This is a genomic window from Lelliottia sp., assembly GCF_045627565.1.
In the GTDB taxonomy this organism is placed as follows: Bacteria; Pseudomonadota; Gammaproteobacteria; order Enterobacterales; family Enterobacteriaceae; genus Enterobacter.
In genome coordinates this window covers 26,522-44,074 of sequence record NZ_JAZQNX010000037.1, presented here as the reverse complement: position 1 = coordinate 44,074, position 17,553 = coordinate 26,522, and the positions used below count along the sequence as shown (strand labels likewise).

The following is a 17,553-nucleotide window of genomic DNA, read 5'->3' as shown; positions in this document are numbered from 1 at the left end:
TTTCGGTACCCGCGCAATGGAGTAGATGATGCAGTTCTCTAAAATGCATGGCCTTGGCAACGATTTTATGGTCGTCGACGCGGTAACGCAGAATGTCTTTTTCTCACCAGAGCTGATTCGCCGCCTGGCGGATCGGCATGTGGGCGTCGGTTTTGATCAACTGCTGGTGGTCGAACCGCCGTACGATCCGGATCTCGATTTTCACTATCGCATCTTTAATGCTGACGGCAGTGAAGTCTCGCAGTGCGGCAACGGCGCGCGCTGTTTCGCCCGCTTTGTGCGTCTGAAAGGCCTGACCAACAAGCGCGATATCTGCGTGAGCACGGCGAATGGCCGCATGGTATTAAGCGTCACAGACGATGAGCTGGTGCGCGTGAACATGGGCGAGCCCAACTTCGAGCCATCAGCCGTACCGTTTCGCGCCATCAAAGCGGAAAAGACCTATATTATGCGCGCGTCCGAGCAGACAGTATTGTGCGGCGTCGTCTCGATGGGAAATCCCCACTGCGTGATTCAGGTGGATGATGTTGATACGGCCGCCGTGGAAATCCTCGGCCCCATCATGGAAAGCCACGAGCGCTTTCCGGAGCGGGCGAATATCGGATTTATGCAGGTGATGAAGCGTGAACACATCCGCCTGCGCGTCTACGAGCGCGGCGCGGGCGAAACGCGGGCCTGTGGCAGCGGCGCTTGTGCGGCCGTGGCTGTTGGTATATCGCAAGGTTTACTGGCAGAAGAGGTTCGCGTGGAATTGCCGGGCGGTCGTCTTGATATCGCCTGGAAAGGTCCGGGTCATCCGCTGTTTATGACTGGCCCGGCGGCACATGTTTATGACGGGTTTATCCATCTATGAAACAACCAGGGGAAGAACTGCAGGAAATAATGACGGAACTGGATGACCGGGCTGTTGTTGATTATCTGCTGCGCAATCCTGAGTTTTTTATCCGCAATGCACGCGTGGTTGAACAAATGCGCGTGCCGCATCCCGTGCGCGATACCGTGTCGCTGGTTGAATGGCACATGGCGCGTTCGCGTAAACACATCGATCAACTCGAAGAAAACATGACGCTGCTGATGGAACAGGCCAGTAATAACGAAAGCCTGTTTTATCGTCTGCTGAATTTGCAGGCGCGGCTGGCGTCGGCGCACAGCCTGGAAGAGTTTCTCAGCCGTTTCCACCGCTGGGCGCGCGAAATAGGCCTGGCGGGGGCGACCATTCGTCTGTTCCCCGATCGCTGGCGCATCGGCGCGCCGTCCGGTTTTACCCATCTGGCCTTGAATCGTCAAACGTTTGAACCGCTGCGCATCCAGCGTCTTGGGCATGAGCATCACTATCTTGGGCCACTGAACGGACCTGAGCTGCTGGTGGTACTGCCGGAAGCCAAAGCGATTGGCTCAGTGGCGATGTCGCTGATGGGGCGCGAAGGGGATCTGGGCGTGATGTTATTCACCAGCCGCGACGCGCACCATTACGAACAGGGGCAGGGCACGCATTTGCTGCAGGAAATTGCCCTGATGCTGCCGGAGCTGCTGGAGCGCTGGATTGAGCGCGTATGACGGACGCTCCTCTTAGCTCCTTCGTCGCGCGTTTTCTGCGCTATCTCGGCGTCGAACGCCAGCTCAGCCCGATTACGCTGCTGAACTATCAGCGCCAGTTGGATGCGATCATGCAGCTGGCGGAAGAGATTGGCCTGAAAAGCTGGCCGCTATGCGATGCCGCGACCGTGCGGGCGCTTGTTGTGCGCAGTCGTCGTAAAGGTCTGGGTCCGGCGAGCCTGGCGCTACGTCTGTCGGCGTTGCGCAGTTTCTTCGACTGGCTGGTCAGCCAGGGCGAACTCAAAGCCAATCCGGCAAAAGGTATTTCTACCCCCAAAGCCCCGCGTCATCTGCCGAAAAATATCGACGTTGATGATGTGAATCGCCTGCTCAATATCGACCTTAACGATCCGCTGGCAGTGCGCGATCGCGCCATGCTGGAAGTGATGTACGGTGCGGGATTGCGTCTGTCTGAACTGGTGAATTTAGATCTCAAACACCTCGATCTGGATACCGGCGAAGTGTGGGTAATGGGCAAAGGCAGCAAAGAGCGACGCTTGCCGATTGGCCGCAATGCGGTGGCCTGGATTGAACACTGGCTGGATCTGCGTGGGCTGTTTGGCGCAGAGGAAAACGCGCTGTTTCTCTCGAAGCTGGGGAAGCGAATTTCGGCGCGCAACGTGCAAAAACGGTTTGCCGAGTGGGGCATAAAGCAGGGGCTGAACAGCCATGTCCATCCGCACAAACTGCGCCATTCGTTTGCGACGCATATGCTTGAATCCAGCGGTGACCTGCGCGGCGTGCAGGAGCTGTTAGGTCACGCCAATTTATCCACCACCCAGATCTATACCCATCTTGATTTTCAACATCTTGCGTCAGTCTATGACTCGGCGCATCCGCGCGCCAAACGGGGGAAATAATGCGTTTTTACCGCCTATTAGGTCAGATTTCTGCGCTGACTTTTGATCTTGATGACACGCTTTATGACAACCGTCAGGTGATTTTACGCACCGAAAAGGAAGCGCTGGCGTTTGTACAAAATTATCATCCTTCCTTAAAAACCCTGCAAAACACCGATTTTCAGCGTTTGCGTCAGGCGTTGCGCGAGACGGAGCCGGACATTTATCACGATGTGACCGAATGGCGTCGTCGTGCGGTGGAACAGGCGATGATCAATGCGGGTCTCACGGCAGCCGAAGCCGCGCTGGGCGCGCAAGCGTCAATGGCCAATTTTGCCAAATGGCGCAGCCGAATCGACGTGCCGCAAGAGACGCACGACACGCTGGCGAAACTGGCCGAAAAATGGCCGCTGGTGGCGATCACCAACGGCAACGCCCAGCCGGAGCTGTTCGGGCTTGGCGACTATTTTACGTTTGTCTTCCGCGCCGGTCCGCACGGGCGTTCAAAACCGTTTAGCGATATGTATCATCTGGCGGCAGAAAAATTGGCGTTGCCGCTGGGCGAAATTCTGCACGTCGGCGACGATCTGACGACTGATGTCGCCGGGGCGATCCGCTGCGGCATGCAGGCCTGCTGGATCAAACCTGAAAACGCCGACCTGATGCAGACCGTCGACAGCCGCCTGTTACCACACGTAGAAATTTCGCGGTTGGCATCCCTCACCACGCTGATATAATCACCAGCAGTATTGTATAAATCAACAGTATGTCCGGCAGATAAAACGCCGCCGGGCAGATGACTTCTGGCGGTGCCAATGGACGTTTCTTACCTGCTCGACAGCCTTAATGACAAACAACGTGAAGCGGTCGCCGCGACGCGGACCAATATGCTGGTGCTGGCAGGGGCGGGCAGTGGTAAGACGCGTGTTCTGGTTCACCGCATCGCGTGGTTGCAGAGCGTAGAAAACAGCTCGCCGTATTCCATTATGGCCGTGACGTTTACCAACAAAGCGGCGGCGGAGATGCGCCATCGTATTGCCCAGTTGATGGGCACCAGCCAAGGCGGCATGTGGGTGGGCACGTTCCACGGGCTGGCGCACCGACTGCTGCGTGCGCACCATATGGACGCTAATCTGCCACAGGATTTCCAGATCCTCGACAGCGAAGACCAGCTGCGTTTGCTGAAACGTCTGATCAAGGCGATGAACCTCGACGAGAAGCAATGGCCGCCGCGTCAGGCGATGTGGTACATCAACGGTCAAAAAGACGAAGGGCTGCGTCCGCACCATATTCAGAGCTTTGGCAATCCGGTTGAGCAAACCTGGCAGAAGGTTTATCAGGCTTATCAGGAAGCATGCGATCGTGCGGGTCTGGTGGATTTCGCCGAGCTGCTGCTGCGCGCGCATGAGCTGTGGCTGAACAAGCCGCATATTCTTCAGCATTATCGCGAACGCTTTACCAACATCCTTGTGGATGAATTCCAGGATACCAACAACATTCAGTACGCGTGGATCCGCATGCTGGCGGGTGACACCGGTAAAGTGATGATCGTGGGCGATGATGACCAGTCGATTTACGGCTGGCGTGGCGCGCAGGTCGAAAACATTCAGCGCTTTCTCAATGATTTCCCTGGCGCAGAAACTATTCGTCTGGAGCAAAACTACCGCTCGACGAACAATATTCTGAGCGCCGCCAACGCCCTGATTGAGAATAACAACGGGCGACTGGGCAAAAAGCTGTGGACCGACGGCGTCGACGGCGAACCGATTTCAATCTACTGCGCGTTCAACGAACTGGACGAAGCGCGTTTTGTGGTTAATCGCATCAAAACCTGGCAGGACAACGGCGGCGCGCTGGAAAAATGCGCCATTCTCTATCGCAGTAACGCCCAGTCGCGCGTGCTCGAAGAGGCGCTGTTGCAAGTCAGCATGCCATACCGCATCTATGGCGGCATGCGCTTCTTTGAACGTCAGGAAATCAAAGACGCGCTGTCGTATCTGCGTCTGATTGCTAACCGTAACGACGATGCGGCGTTTGAGCGTGTCGTGAATACCCCAACGCGCGGAATCGGCGATCGCACCCTGGACGTGGTGCGTCAGGCTGCTCGTGAGCGCCAGCTCACGCTATGGCAATCCTGCCGCGAGCTATTGCAGGAAAAAGCATTGGCCGGGCGCGCAGCTAGCGCGTTACAGCGTTTTATTGAACTGATTGACGCCCTGGCACAAGAAACCGCCGATATGCCGCTGCACGTTCAGACGGACCGTGTGGTGAAGGATTCGGGCCTGCGCATGATGTATGAACAGGAAAAGGGCGAAAAGGGCCAGACGCGTATCGAGAACTTAGAGGAACTGGTGACGGCAACGCGTCAGTTCAGCTACAACGAAGAAGACGAAGATTTGATGCCGCTGCAGGCATTCCTCTCCCACGCGGCGCTGGAAGCGGGCGAAGGGCAGGCGGATACCTGGCAGGATGCGGTTCAATTGATGACGCTGCACTCCGCCAAAGGGCTGGAGTTCCCGCAAGTGTTTATTGTCGGGATGGAAGAGGGGATGTTCCCGAGCCAGATGTCGCTGGATGAAGGCGGACGTCTGGAAGAGGAGCGTCGTCTGGCCTATGTGGGCGTGACGCGTGCGATGGAGAAGCTGACGCTGACCTACGCCGAAACGCGTCGTCTGTATGGCAAAGAGGTCTATCACCGTCCGTCGCGCTTTATCGGCGAACTACCGGAAGCCTGCGTCGAAGAGGTGCGCCTGCGCGCCAGCATCAGCCGTCCGGTTAACCATCAGCGGATGGGAACGCCGATCTCGGAAAATGACACCGGCTACAAGCTTGGCCAGCGCGTCCGCCATTCGAAATTTGGTGAAGGCACTATTGTGAATCTGGAAGGGAGCGGCGAACACAGTCGCCTGCAGGTGGCGTTCCAGGGACAGGGTATCAAATGGCTGGTCGCCGCTTATGCGCGGCTGGAAAATGTGTAACGTTCAGAAAAATATCATTATTTTGTAATAATCTGCTAGCCTTAATAGCTGGCGGCTATTAAATGCCCTTCAGCGTTCCGCTGCGTGTTGACGCCACTATTATAGCTGGCGTAACATGCGCGCACGATTACGCTAAGAGGACATTCGCCTTGGACACACCCAGTACATACTGGCTCAATTCCCTGTCATCCAGGAACAACTCCTAAGGCTATCTCCTCTTGCTGATGGCCTTAGTGGTTGTCAGCGATCTGTTTTTTCCCGTCGCGCTGAGTCAGGCTGTTTAATGGTCTGAAACCCTTATTGTTTCTGTGTGCCCACCGAACTGTCCGATATTTTTTGCATTGGGAGTCCCGGTCATGTTGAGCGCATTTCAACTCGAAAAAAACCGACTGATTCGGCTTGAAGCTGAAGAGTCACAGCCCCTCATTGATGCCGTATGGGTGGATCTGGTCGAGCCGGACGACGATGAACGCTTGCGCGTACAATCAGAACTCGGACAAAGCCTGGCAACCCGTCCTGAACTGGAAGATATCGAAGCATCCGCGCGATTTTTTGAAGACGAAGACGGCCTGCATATTCACTCCTTTTTCTTTTATGAAGATGCGGACGACCACGCCGGTAACTCCACCGTGGCATTTACCATTCGCGATGGCCGCTTGTTCACCTTACGTGAGCGTGAACTGCCGGCATTTCGGCTCTACCGCATGCGCGCCCGTAGCCAGGCGATGGTCGACGGCAACGCCTACGAGCTGCTGCTCGATCTGTTCGAAACCAAAATTGAACAGCTGGCGGATGAAATCGAAAACATCTACAGCGATCTGGAAAAGCTGAGCCGCGTGATCATGGAAGGCCATCAGGGCGATGAATATGACGAAGCGCTGTCGACGTTGGCGGAGCAGGAAGATATCGGCTGGAAAGTGCGTTTATGTCTGATGGATACCCAGCGTGCGTTGAACTTCCTGGTGCGTAAGGCGCGTTTACCGAGTGGTCAGCTTGAGCAGGCGCGTGAAATTTTGCGCGATATCGAATCCCTGTTGCCACACAACGAATCCTTGTTCCAGAAGGTGAACTTCCTGATGCAGGCGGCGATGGGCTTTATCAACATCGAGCAGAACCGCATCATCAAAATCTTCTCGGTGGTCTCCGTGGTGTTCCTGCCGCCAACGCTGGTGGCATCCAGCTACGGGATGAACTTTGAGTTTATGCCGGAACTGAAGTGGAGCTTTGGCTACCCTGGCGCGATTATCTTTATGCTGCTTGCCGGGCTGGCGCCGTATCTGTACTTCAAGCGCCGCAACTGGCTTTAAGGCAGATGCCCTCTCCCGAGCAGGAGAGGGCTAAACCCTACAATCCTTTCTTCATTCTGCGTTGGGTATAAAGCGCATCGGCAACGAATACCGCCAACGCGACCCAGATGAACGCAAACGTCACCATTTTATCGGCCCCCGGCACTTCCCCGTAGAACATTACCGCCAACAGGAACATCAGCGTTGGGCCGATATACTGGAAGAAGCCCAGCGTGGACAGGCGCAAACGCGTCGCCGCGCCGGTAAAGCACAGCAGCGGAATGGTGGTGACCACCCCGGCGGCGATCAGCATCAAATTCAGCGACCACGGATTGCTGCCCATATGGCTGGTGCTGCTGTCGGCAATCCCGAACAGGTAAATCGCTGCCAGCGGGAGCAACCACAAGGTTTCGAACAGCATCCCGGTTTGCGCTTCGACGGCGATTTTTTTCCGCACCAGACCATAAAATGCAAAGCTAAACGCCAGGCCCAACGCGATGACCGGCAGCGACCCAAACGTCCAGAGCTGAACCAGCACGCCGCACAGCGCCAGCAGTACTGCCACCCACTGCATGCGGCGGAAACGTTCGCCGAGGAACAGCATCCCCAACACGATATTCACCAGCGGGTTGATAAAGTAACCGAGGCTGGCTTCGAGCATGTGATGATTGTTAACCGCCCAGATAAACAGCAGCCAGTTTCCACCAATCAGCACTGCTGAAAGGGCGAGCAGAAAAATTTTCTTCGGCGTTTGCAGCAGCTTTTTCACGCCTGACCACTGGCGGCTGACGCTCATCAGCGCCACCATAAAGAAAAATGACCAGATTACGCGGTGGGTAAGGATTTCGTCGGCTGGTACGTAGTAAATCAGCTTGAAGTAGGCGGGTGCGATACCCCAAATAAAATAAGCGGCAAGAGCGAGTAAAACGCCCTGCCGCGTCTGTTTAGCATCCATCGATAAAATCCGTGACAAGAAAGTGAAGTAATTTTACCCGATTTTGGCGCCTCAACCCACCATATAAGTGGCCGTTGCGCTGGCGATGTAAACTTGTTCTTCATTGTGCAATTCGACGCGGGCGACGGCGACTTTATTGCCCGCGCGCAGCAAACTGCTGGTGGCGGTGAAGCGATTGCCACGGCCTGGGCGTAAATAGTCCACGCGTAAATCGATGGTGCCCATCCTTGATAAGCGCTGGCGCAACTCATCTTCGTTGATGGTGTCGTGACGCGCCAGCGTACTGCCGACGCAAACCAGCCCTGCGGCGACATCCAGCGCGGAGGCGATCACGCCACCATGCAAAATACTTTGCGCCCAGTTGCCGACCATCATGGGCTGATTGTTGAAACTGAGTTGGGCAAACCCTTTCTCGTAACGCTCCAGTTCAAGCCCGAGCGCACGGTTAAAAGGCATATGGTAAACAAAAATCTCGCCCACAAGTTTCAAAGCGTCTTCAGCGGTAAGCGTGGCTGACATCAGAAATCACATCCTTATTGTTAATGAGATGTTGATTTTATGCTTCTGACATACGAATTTCCACTTTCGGAAACGAGGGGGAGACGTAAACGAAGAAATAGGTAGAATGAGCTGCTCATAATATTCACAAAATTTTATTTCGCAGGAGAGCACCACCGATGCGGACGTATCTGGGTTGGTTACTGGCGGCGATTGCGCTGCCTTTTACGGCATTTGCGCAGGAAGCCACGATTAAGGAAGTTCATGATAAGCCCGCCGTTCACGGCAGCATTATTGCGAACCTTCTTCAGGAGCATGACAATCCGTTCACGCTTTACCCGTATGACACTAATTATCTGATTTACACTCAAACCAGCGACATCAATAAAGAGGCCATTAGCTCTTACAGCTGGTCAGATAATGCGCGTAAAGATGAAGTTAAATTCCAGCTCAGCCTGGCGTTTCCGCTCTGGCGCGGTATTTTAGGGCCGAGTTCAGTGCTGGGCGCGTCTTACACGCAGAAATCCTGGTGGCAGCTGTCTAACAGCGGTGAGTCTTCCCCCTTCCGCGAAACCAACTACGAGCCACAGCTGTTCCTTGGTTTTGCAACGGATGACGAGTTTGCTGGCTGGACCTTACGCGACGTTGAATTTGGTTATAACCACGATTCGAATGGCCGCGCCGACCCCACTTCCCGCAGCTGGAACCGTCTCTATACGCGTTTGATGGCGCAAAACGGTAACTGGATGCTGGAAGTTAAGCCGTGGTACGTGCTGGGAAGCACCGACGATAATCCAGATATCACCAAGTACATGGGCTACTATCAACTTAAAGTGGGCTATCAGCTGGGTGATGCGGTACTGAGTGCGAAGGGGCAATATAACTGGAACACTGGCTACGGCGGCGCGGAACTGGGCCTGAGCTATCCGGTGACCAGGCATATGCGCATCTACACGCAGGTTTACAGCGGTTACGGTGAATCGCTCATCGACTATAACTTCAACCAGACCCGTGTGGGTGTGGGCGTAATGCTGAACGATATTTTCTGACAGAGAGCACCCGTGAGGCGGTGTGTTTGCCCGGCCTGGATATGAAATCGTAGGCCCGGTAAGCGCAGCGCCTCCGGGCGTTATCGTGAATAAGCTCTGGCAGCCTTGATTGCAGCATCGTCAAAAATAGTCTGTTCGTAATTATTGGTGATGTCTCTGACCCGGTATATTTTCCACCTGTCGTCCTCTCGTCTGAGATAGACCATTAATTGTAGTGGCTTTTTTTCACCGATCCCAAGATTGACCTGAAGAGTAGCCCCTCCGAGCTGCATATGTGCTTTACCAACCTCCAGCAGTTCAACCCATTCTGGCGCGTAGTCCTGACTGTAAGTGAAATAATCGGCTTCCAGAATCTCCTGTTCGTAAATCTGTTGAATCTCAGCGATCCTGGATCGTGTATCAGAGGCTACAAACTCTCTGAGGAGGGGCGAGTTATCGGCCAGGGGGGAATGTTCCGCATCCGCGGGATCAAAATCGGCAAACGCATGTAGGTACTGCTGGTAAAACAATCGCGTTGTGGTTTCGGGATTATCGTTTTGATAACTACCGCAGGCAAACAACATTAGCGACAGCACGGTGAGGAAAAGTCCTTTTAACATTATTTTTTCCTGTAGATTTTGTGCGGGGGGCGAGTCGTTCTGTAGCCGGGGCCTGCCCACATATCACGCTGTTTAAAGTCTGAGTACCATGTACTCCCATCATAAATTGCGATATGCCCCGCGCGGTTCCCTCCAGGCTAGGGTTGAATGACGATGATATCGCCAGCTAACAGGGTTTGCCCTGGTCCCATCGCAACAAACCCCGCGCTTTCCAGAGCTGGTCCATAATCTTTCGCTAAGCGCACCCCAGAGATAATAATTCCACCAGCTTGAAGTGCGTGACGCACGTAAGTCGCGCATAATCTGTGGGATGAACTCATCGCATGTTGCCTGGCATAGTCCGATGCTTTAATAGGGTTCCATCTCATAATCTGTCCTTTCTACAGGCAATAAAGATGAGTAATAAACGCCCAAATCCATCATATAAGGTAACCATTTTGTGTTATCAAAATTTAATATAAATCAGTTGGTTAAATATGTATGGCGAATACTTTTGTGAGCAGGGTTTGATGCGTCACGCGAGGCGCGTGACCCGATGCTTGCGGCCTCGCAAATTTCTGCTTTGAGTCAAAACCAAGTCGATATTCTTCTGGCGAGCGTTTATCATGCTCGTCCTTTGGGATGATTTTTGCTCGTTCAAAGTCTTATTTCTGGCATATGGAGTTAACGTGGCGCAGGCGGAAGTATTGAATCAGGAATCGCTGGCTAAACAGGTTTTGCAGGAAACCTTTGGCTATCAGCAGTTCCGTCCTGGCCAGGAAACCATCATTGAAACCGTGCTGGAAGGCCGTGATTGCCTGGTGGTGATGCCGACCGGTGGCGGGAAATCGCTCTGCTATCAGGTGCCCGCGCTGGTGCTTAATGGCCTGACGGTTGTGGTCTCTCCCCTTATTTCTCTGATGAAAGACCAGGTGGATCAGCTCCTCGCCAACGGCGTGGCGGCGGCCTGTCTGAACTCGACGCAAACTCGCGAGCAGCAGCAAGAGGTGATGGCGGGTTGTCGCACCGGGCAGATCCGCCTGCTGTATATCGCGCCGGAACGCCTGATGCTGGATAACTTCCTCGATCATCTCGCGCACTGGAACCCGGTTCTGTTGGCGGTGGATGAAGCGCACTGTATCTCGCAGTGGGGGCACGATTTCCGCCCGGAGTATGCCGCCCTCGGTCAGCTGCGTCAGCGCTTCCCCGAACTGCCGTTTATGGCGCTTACCGCCACGGCTGACGACACAACCCGTCAGGATATCGTCCGTCTTCTTGGACTTAACGATCCGTTTATCCAGGTCAGCAGCTTTGACCGCCCCAACATCCGCTACATGCTGATGGAAAAATTCAAGCCGCTGGATCAGCTGTTGCGCTATGTGCAGGAGCAGCGCGGCAAATCGGGCATCATCTACTGCAATAGCCGTGCGAAGGTGGAAGACACCGCCGCGCGTTTACAAACCCGTGGCTTTAGCGCCGCGGCCTATCACGCAGGGTTAGAGAACCACATCCGTGCCGACGTGCAGGAGAAATTCCAGCGCGACGACCTGCAGATCGTGGTTGCAACGGTCGCCTTCGGGATGGGGATCAACAAACCCAACGTGCGCTTTGTGGTGCATTTCGACATCCCGCGCAATATCGAATCCTACTATCAGGAAACGGGCCGTGCCGGGCGTGACGGCCTGCCTGCGGAAGCGATGCTGTTTTACGATCCGGCGGATATGGCCTGGCTGCGTCGCTGTCTTGAAGAGAAACCGCAAGGGCAAATGCTGGATATCGAGCGTCACAAGCTCAACGCGATGGGTGCGTTTGCCGAAGCACAAACCTGCCGCCGTCTGGTGCTGCTCAACTACTTTGGCGAAGGGCGTCAGGAGCCGTGCGGCAACTGCGATGTCTGCCTCGATCCGCCGAAGCAGTACGATGGCTTAATGGATGCGCGTAAGGCGCTGTCGACTATCGGGCGCGTCAATCAGCGCTTCGGGATGGGCTACGTGGTAGAAGTCCTGCGTGGCGCAAACAATCAGCGTATTCGCGAGATGGGCCACGATAAATTGCCTGTCTACGGCATCGGCAAAGAGCAAAGCCACGAGCACTGGGTGAGCATTATTCGCCAACTGATTCACCTGGGTTTCGCGACACAGAATATTGCCCAGCACTCTGCGCTTCAGCTGACCGAAGCCGCACGTCCGGTGCTGCGCGGTGAGATTGAGCTACAGCTCGCCGTGCCGCGCGTTATCGCCCTGAAACCACGCGTGATGCAGAAATCCTACGGCGGAAACTACGACCGCAAGCTTTTCGCCAAACTGCGCAAGCTGCGTAAAGCCATTGCCGATGAAGAGAACATTCCGCCGTATGTGGTGTTCAACGATGCAACGCTTATCGAAATGGCCGAGCAGATGCCGCTCAGCGCCAGCGAAATGCTCAGCGTCAACGGTGTCGGCACGCGCAAACTCGAGCGCTTTGGTAAAGAGTTTATGGCGCTGATTCGTTCGCATGCCGACGGTGATGATGAGGAGTAGTCAGACCGGCGAAAAAGTGCCAGGATGATTGCTCTGTGAATTATTTCCCCGCGAGTTAACTATGTTAATGCTTTTTCTCACCGTGGCATTGGTGCATATCGTTGCGCTGATGAGCCCTGGCCCAGACTTTTTCTTCGTATCCCAGACCGCCGTCAGCCGTTCCCGCAAAGAAGCAATGATGGGTGTGCTCGGCATTACCATGGGCGTTATGGTGTGGGCCGCTGTCGCGCTGCTTGGCCTGAATCTGATCCTCGCCAAAATGGCCTGGCTGCATAACATTATTATGGTCGGCGGCGGATTGTACCTGTGCTGGATGGGTTATCAGATGCTGCGCGGGGCGCTGAAGAAAGAAGAGAAAGTGGCGGACGAACCTCATGTCGAACTGGCAACGGGTGGCCGCAGCTTTTTGAAAGGTCTGCTGACCAATCTGGCGAACCCGAAAGCGATTATCTATTTTGGTTCCGTCTTCTCCCTGTTTGTCGGTGATGACGTGGGAGCAGGTGCGCGTTGGGGGATTTTCCTGCTGATCGTGGTGGAAACGTTCGCCTGGTTTACCGTGGTGGCAAGTCTGTTCGCGCTCCCGACAATGCGTCGTGGCTATCAGCGCCTGGCGAAATGGATCGACGGCTTTGCCGGCGCACTGTTCGCCGGCTTTGGCATTCATCTCATCATCTCTCGCTAAGCATGACGCGCTGACGCAAGCAGCGCGCCAACCAGCATAAACAGCGAACCAAAGACTTTATTCAGGGCCTTCATCTGCTTAGGCCCTTTAATCCATGCCGCTATTCGCTGCGCCAGCGTCGCATAACCAATCATCACGATAATATCAACAATGATGGTCGTCGCCCCGAGCACCACGTATTGCATCACCTGCGGCTGATGCGGGACGATAAACTGCGGGAACAGCGCGGCCAAAAAGACGATGCTTTTCGGGTTGGTCAGGTTGACGAACACCGCGCGCTTAAACAGATGACCGCGGTTTTGCGTCTGAGCGAGCGTATTCAGGTTGATGGAGCCCGCCGCGCGCCACTGCTGGATGCCCAGCCAAATCAGATAGGCCGCACCCGCCCATTTCAGTACTTCAAAGGCCAGAATCGATTGCGAGAAAAGCGTGCCCAAACCGATGCCGACCAGCACGATATGGATCCCCAAGCCCGTCTGCAAACCGGCGATTGACGCCGCTGCGCCGCGATAACCGTGGCTAATAGAGGTGGTCATGGTATTGATTGCGCCAGAACCCGGTGAAAGGCTCAGGATAATGGATGTCAGCAGGTAAGCGAACCACCACTCGAAGGTCATTTGAAACTCCCGAATCGTCTATTTTTATGCCACAATACGCTATTGTTAGCGCATTTTGTGATGCGTCACGAAAAAACGATATTCCATGGCTTACAGGGGTGGAAACCCAATGTTTCAGCAGAAAAAGGACTGGGAAACACGCGAGAACGCATTTGCTGCTTTCTCCATGGGGCCGCTGACCGATTTCTGGCGTCAGCGCGAAGAAGCCGAGATCATGGGCGTGGACAATGTCCCGGTTCGCTTTGTGCGTTTTCGGGACAGCAAAAACGATCGCGTGATCGTCGTGTGCCCCGGTCGTATTGAAAGCTACGTCAAGTACGCTGAACTGGCTTACGACCTGTTCCATCAGGGTTTTGATGTCCTGATTATCGACCATCGTGGGCAAGGGCGGTCCGGGCGTTTGCTGTCGGACTCGCATCGCGGCCACGTTGATCATTTCAGTGATTATGTCGACGATCTCGCCGCGTTCTGGCAGCAGGAAGTGCAGCCAGGCCCGTGGCGTAAACGTTATATTCTTGCGCACTCTATGGGCGGCGCGATCGCCACGCTGTTTTTACAGCGCTTTCCCCATCATCAGTGCGACGCCATTGCGCTCTCGGCGCCCATGTTCGGCATCGTCATGCGCTTTCCAGACTGGATGGTGCGCCATATTCTCGACTGGGCTGAGGGCCATCAGCGCATTCGCGAGGGCTACGCTATCGGAACCGGACGCTGGCGCGCGTTGCCCTTTGCGATTAACGTGCTGACACACAGTCGGCAACGTTATCGCCGAAATCTGCGTTTCTATGCCGATGAACCGCGTTTGCGCGTGGGCGGCCCAACGTATCACTGGGTGCGTGAAGGTATTCTCGCGGGTGAGTCTGCGCTGGCAGGCGTGGGTGACGATAATACGCCGACACTATTGATTCAGGCAGAAGAGGAGCGTGTGGTGGATAACCGCATGCATGAACGCTTTTGCGAACTGCGCGCTGCGGCGGGTCACCCTTGCGAAGGGGGAAAACCGCTGGTTATACACGGTGCGTTCCATGAGATCCTTTTTGAAAAGGACGCCATGCGCTCAGTCGCGCTAAACGCCATTGTTGAATTTTTCGACAGGCATAACTGATTTTCTATTGAGGTTAAATTTCCCTATGTACCAGGTTGTTGCATCTGACTTAGATGGCACGTTGCTTTCCCCCGATCACACCCTATCGCCGTACGCGAAAGAGACCTTAAAACTCCTGACCGCGCGTGGCGTGAATTTTGTCTTCGCGACAGGTCGCCACCATGTTGACGTCGGTCAAATCCGCGACGGCCTGGAGATTAAGGCGTACATGATCACCTCCAACGGTGCGCGCGTGCACGATACCGATGGCAATTTGATTTTCACTCACGATTTGGATCGCGATATCGCTGCCGATCTGTTCGGCGTTGTGCATGACAACCCGAATATCGTCACTAACGTCTATCGCAACGACGACTGGTTTATGAACCGTCATCGCCCGGATGAGATGCGTTTCTTCAAAGAAGCAGTGTTTAACTACACGCTGTATGAGCCAGCGTTACTGGAGCCGGAAGGGATCAGTAAAGTGTTTTTCGTCTGCGAAACCCACGAAGAGCTGCTGCCGCTGGAGCAGGCGATTAACGCGCGGTGGGGCGACCGCGTGAACGTTAGCTTCTCCACGCTGACCTGTCTTGAAGTGATGGCGGGCGGTGTGTCTAAAGGCCATGCCCTGGAAGCGGTTGCCAAACGCATGGGCTTTGAGCTGAAAGATTGCATCGCCTTTGGCGACGGCATGAACGACGCTGAAATGCTCTCCATGGCGGGCAAAGGCTGCATCATGGAAAACGCGCACCAGCGTTTGAAAGATCTGCACCCGGAGCTGGAAGTGATCGGCACCAACGGCGACAACGCCGTACCGAATTATCTGCGTAAGCTGTTTCTTGAATAATCGTCATAACTGACTAATTAACGCTCAGTTGTCAACCGAAGAGTCCGCTACAATGCCTGTCCTTCTTCCTGAGAGACAAGCATTGTGGCGCTACTCATTATCACCACTATTCTGTGGGCCTTCTCGTTCAGCCTGATCGGTGAATATCTTGCCGGGCATGTCGATAGCTATTTCTCCGTGCTGATGCGCGTAGGGCTGGCGGCGCTGGTGTTCCTGCCCTTTCTGCGTCTGCGCGGGCAAACGTTCAAAACCATTCTGCTGTATATGCTGGTGGGCGCGATGCAGCTCGGCATCATGTATCTGTTCAGCTTCCGCGCGTATGTCTATCTGTCGGTATCAGAATTCCTGCTGTTCACCGTGCTGACGCCGCTCTATATCACGCTCATTTATGATTTGCTGAGCAAGCGACGCTTACGCTGGGGCTACGTGCTGAGCGCGCTGTTGGCCGTGGCGGGCGCAGCGATTATTCGCTACGACAAAGTGAGCGATCACTTCTGGACCGGGCTGATGTTCGTTCAGCTCGCGAACATCAGCTTTGCGATTGGCATGGTTGGCTATAAACGCCTGATGGAAACCCGCCCGATGCCGCAGCACAATGCCTTTGCGTGGTTCTATATGGGGGCGCTTATTGTCGCGGTTGTTGCGTGGTTCATGCTGGGTAATCCGCAGAAATTGCCAACTACCACGGTGCAGTGGAGCGTGCTGATTTGGCTGGGCGTGGTCGCGTCGGGGCTGGGCTATTTTATGTGGAACTACGGCGCTACGCAGGTAGACGCCGGAACGCTGGGTATTATGAACAACGTTCACGTGCCCGCAGGCCTGCTGGTGAACCTGGCCATCTGGCAGGAACAGCCGCACTGGCCGAGCTTTATCATTGGGGGAACGGTGATCCTGGCTTCACTGTGGGTGCATCGCCATTGGGTCGCTCCGCGCTCCGAACAAACGGCAGATGGTCGCAAGCGTGATTCCGCGCTGAACGAATAAACGCTTCCGTGACCGGCTGACGCTGCTCGCCATCGCGCACGGCGGAGTACAGCCGGCTCCATAATCCCTCGCCCAGGGTTTTGGTGACCACCAGACCCTGGCGCTCAAAACTCTCTACCACCCAGTGCGGCAGCGCCGCAATACCCATTCTCGCCGCCACCATCTGAATCAATAGCAGCGTGTTATCGACGCTTTTCAGATTCGGGCTGATGCCCGCCGGCTGCAGGAAATGCCGCCAGATATCCAGACGACTGCGCTGTACCGGATAAATCAGCAGCGTTTCGGTCGCCAAATCTTCCGGCGTGACGCGCGTTTTCGCCGCCAGCGGATGGTCCGGAGCCAACACCAGACGCACTTCATAATCAAACATCGGTGAGTAGTGCAGCCCACTGCGCGGCAGAATATCGGATGTCATCACCAGATCCAGTTCGCCCTGCTGAAGCGACGGCTGGGGGTCAAACGTCATTCCCGATTTAAAGTCCATCTCCACCTGCGGCCAGTGCTGGCGGAAATTCTCAAGCGCGGGCGTCAGCCACTGAATACAGCTGTGACACTCAATGGCGATGCGCAATTTCGTTTGCTGTGGCTCATTGCAGGACTGCAGCGCGGTGGCGATCTGCGGCAACACCTGATTGGCGAGCTGGAGCAAAATTTCACCCTGCGGCGTAAAGCGCAGCGGCTGACTCTTACGCACGAACAGGCGAAAGCCAAGGCGTTGTTCCAGATCGCTGAACTGGTGTGACAGCGCAGATTGCGTCTGATGCAGCGTGGCCGCCGCCGCAGCGAGCGACCCGCAATTCCGCAACGCTTGTAGCGTTTTCAGGTGTTTTATCTCGATCATGAAAGTCCTTCACTTCGGCATGAGTATTTTGCGCTTGAGGAATATACAGTAACCGCCAATTATGGATGTGTAAACATCTGGACGTCCAAACTCGTCATATTTCGACTTGCAGATGCGTTGGCGTCCTCGCTTACCCCAGTCACTTACTTCAGTAAGCTCCTGGGGATGCGCTGCGGGGCCGCCTTCCTGCCAGCCGAACT

18 protein-coding genes and 1 pseudogene are annotated in these 17,553 nt (G+C 55.0%); 13 read left to right on the top strand and 6 right to left on the bottom strand.

The annotated features are described in order from the left end of the window. Positions 1-28: 28 nt before the first annotated feature. The 7 genes from dapF (at position 29) to corA (ending at position 6,720) form a co-directional block, all read left to right on the top strand. Entirely contained in the window at positions 29-853 is an 825-nt protein-coding gene (dapF, locus tag ACKI5T_RS17975; RefSeq protein WP_133632684.1) for a diaminopimelate epimerase, read from the top strand. After that, positions 850-1,557: a DUF484 domain-containing protein gene (locus ACKI5T_RS17970; protein WP_015960942.1), complete on the top strand. Its 708-nt coding sequence runs from the start codon at positions 850-852 to the stop codon at positions 1,555-1,557. Before dapF ends, ACKI5T_RS17970 begins: the two co-directional genes overlap by 4 nt. Then, entirely contained in the window at positions 1,554-2,456 is a 903-nt protein-coding gene (gene xerC / locus ACKI5T_RS17965) for a tyrosine recombinase XerC (RefSeq protein WP_407439200.1), read from the top strand. Before ACKI5T_RS17970 ends, xerC begins: the two co-directional genes overlap by 4 nt. Further along, a complete protein-coding gene (gene yigB / locus ACKI5T_RS17960; RefSeq protein WP_407439199.1) occupies positions 2,456-3,172 on the top strand; it encodes a 5-amino-6-(5-phospho-D-ribitylamino)uracil phosphatase YigB in 717 nt (238 codons plus the stop codon). Before xerC ends, yigB begins: the two co-directional genes overlap by 1 nt. A gap of 78 nt (positions 3,173-3,250) precedes the next feature. Next, complete coding sequence (gene uvrD / locus ACKI5T_RS17955) at positions 3,251-5,413, top strand: DNA helicase II (RefSeq protein WP_015960939.1); 2,163 nt, start codon at positions 3,251-3,253, stop codon at positions 5,411-5,413. A gap of 62 nt (positions 5,414-5,475) precedes the next feature. Next, entirely contained in the window at positions 5,476-5,619 is a 144-nt protein-coding gene (gene ysgD, locus ACKI5T_RS17950) for a YsgD/CorL family protein (RefSeq protein WP_407439197.1), read from the top strand. A 150-nt stretch (positions 5,620-5,769) separates the two neighbouring features. Further along, positions 5,770-6,720 (top strand): magnesium/cobalt transporter CorA, encoded by a 951-nt coding sequence (gene corA, locus ACKI5T_RS17945; RefSeq protein WP_015960938.1) that lies wholly within the window; start codon positions 5,770-5,772, stop codon positions 6,718-6,720. Positions 6,721-6,757: 37 nt separating this feature from the next. Here the strand turns inward: corA and rarD are convergent, their stop codons facing one another. Both rarD and yigI read right to left on the bottom strand, forming a co-directional pair. Next, positions 6,758-7,654, bottom strand: a complete 897-nt coding sequence (gene rarD / locus ACKI5T_RS17940) for an EamA family transporter RarD (protein WP_407439196.1) — start codon at positions 7,652-7,654, stop codon at positions 6,758-6,760. Positions 7,655-7,705: 51 nt separating this feature from the next. Further along, positions 7,706-8,173, bottom strand: coding sequence for an acyl-CoA thioesterase YigI (yigI, locus tag ACKI5T_RS17935; protein ID WP_059180722.1), 468 nt, complete (start codon positions 8,171-8,173; stop codon positions 7,706-7,708). A gap of 158 nt (positions 8,174-8,331) precedes the next feature. On the opposite strand from yigI, the gene pldA reads away from it, so the two are divergent. After that, positions 8,332-9,201 (top strand): phospholipase A, encoded by an 870-nt coding sequence (gene pldA / locus ACKI5T_RS17930; RefSeq protein WP_407439194.1) that lies wholly within the window; start codon positions 8,332-8,334, stop codon positions 9,199-9,201. Positions 9,202-9,281: 80 nt separating this feature from the next. Here the strand turns inward: pldA and ACKI5T_RS17925 are convergent, their stop codons facing one another. Both ACKI5T_RS17925 and ACKI5T_RS17920 read right to left on the bottom strand, forming a co-directional pair. After that, on the bottom strand, positions 9,282-9,800 hold the full coding sequence (locus tag ACKI5T_RS17925; protein WP_407439193.1) for a YbjP/YqhG family protein: 519 nt from the start codon (positions 9,798-9,800) through the stop codon (positions 9,282-9,284). Continuing rightward, a pseudogene (locus ACKI5T_RS17920) lies at positions 9,800-10,168 on the bottom strand (hypothetical protein). The gene ACKI5T_RS17925 and the pseudogene ACKI5T_RS17920 overlap by 1 nt, the downstream one beginning before the upstream one ends. Before the next feature lie 300 nt (positions 10,169-10,468). Between ACKI5T_RS17920 and recQ the strand changes: the two are divergent. Next, positions 10,469-12,298, top strand: a complete 1,830-nt coding sequence (gene recQ / locus ACKI5T_RS17915; RefSeq protein WP_407439191.1) for an ATP-dependent DNA helicase RecQ — start codon at positions 10,469-10,471, stop codon at positions 12,296-12,298. A 61-nt stretch (positions 12,299-12,359) separates the two neighbouring features. After that, entirely contained in the window at positions 12,360-12,980 is a 621-nt protein-coding gene (rhtC, locus tag ACKI5T_RS17910; protein ID WP_407439189.1) for a threonine export protein RhtC, read from the top strand. On the opposite strand, the gene rhtB is transcribed toward rhtC, so the two are convergent. Continuing rightward, a complete protein-coding gene (rhtB, locus tag ACKI5T_RS17905) occupies positions 12,977-13,597 on the bottom strand; it encodes a homoserine/homoserine lactone efflux protein (RefSeq protein WP_407439187.1) in 621 nt (206 codons plus the stop codon). The genes rhtC and rhtB overlap by 4 nt on opposite strands. A 109-nt stretch (positions 13,598-13,706) precedes the next feature. On the opposite strand from rhtB, the gene pldB reads away from it, so the two are divergent. The 3 genes from pldB (at position 13,707) to ACKI5T_RS17890 (ending at position 16,512) form a co-directional block, all read left to right on the top strand. Further along, positions 13,707-14,702 carry a lysophospholipase L2 gene (gene pldB / locus ACKI5T_RS17900; protein ID WP_407439185.1) on the top strand — a complete coding sequence of 332 codons (996 nt, stop codon included), beginning with the start codon at positions 13,707-13,709 and terminating at the stop codon, positions 14,700-14,702. A 25-nt stretch (positions 14,703-14,727) separates the two neighbouring features. After that, positions 14,728-15,528, top strand: a complete 801-nt coding sequence (yigL, locus tag ACKI5T_RS17895) for a sugar/pyridoxal phosphate phosphatase YigL (RefSeq protein ID WP_015960930.1) — start codon at positions 14,728-14,730, stop codon at positions 15,526-15,528. Between the two features lie 84 nt (positions 15,529-15,612). Continuing rightward, the gene (locus ACKI5T_RS17890) at positions 15,613-16,512 is read left to right on the top strand and encodes a carboxylate/amino acid/amine transporter (RefSeq protein ID WP_015960929.1); all 900 of its coding nucleotides are present in this window, start codon (positions 15,613-15,615) and stop codon (positions 16,510-16,512) included. Here ACKI5T_RS17890 and metR read toward each other — a convergent pair. Then, positions 16,400-17,353, bottom strand: coding sequence for an HTH-type transcriptional regulator MetR (metR, locus tag ACKI5T_RS17885; RefSeq protein WP_015960928.1), 954 nt, complete (start codon positions 17,351-17,353; stop codon positions 16,400-16,402). The two genes, ACKI5T_RS17890 and metR, sit on opposite strands and share 113 nt — an antisense overlap. Positions 17,354-17,553: the final 200 nt, after the last annotated feature.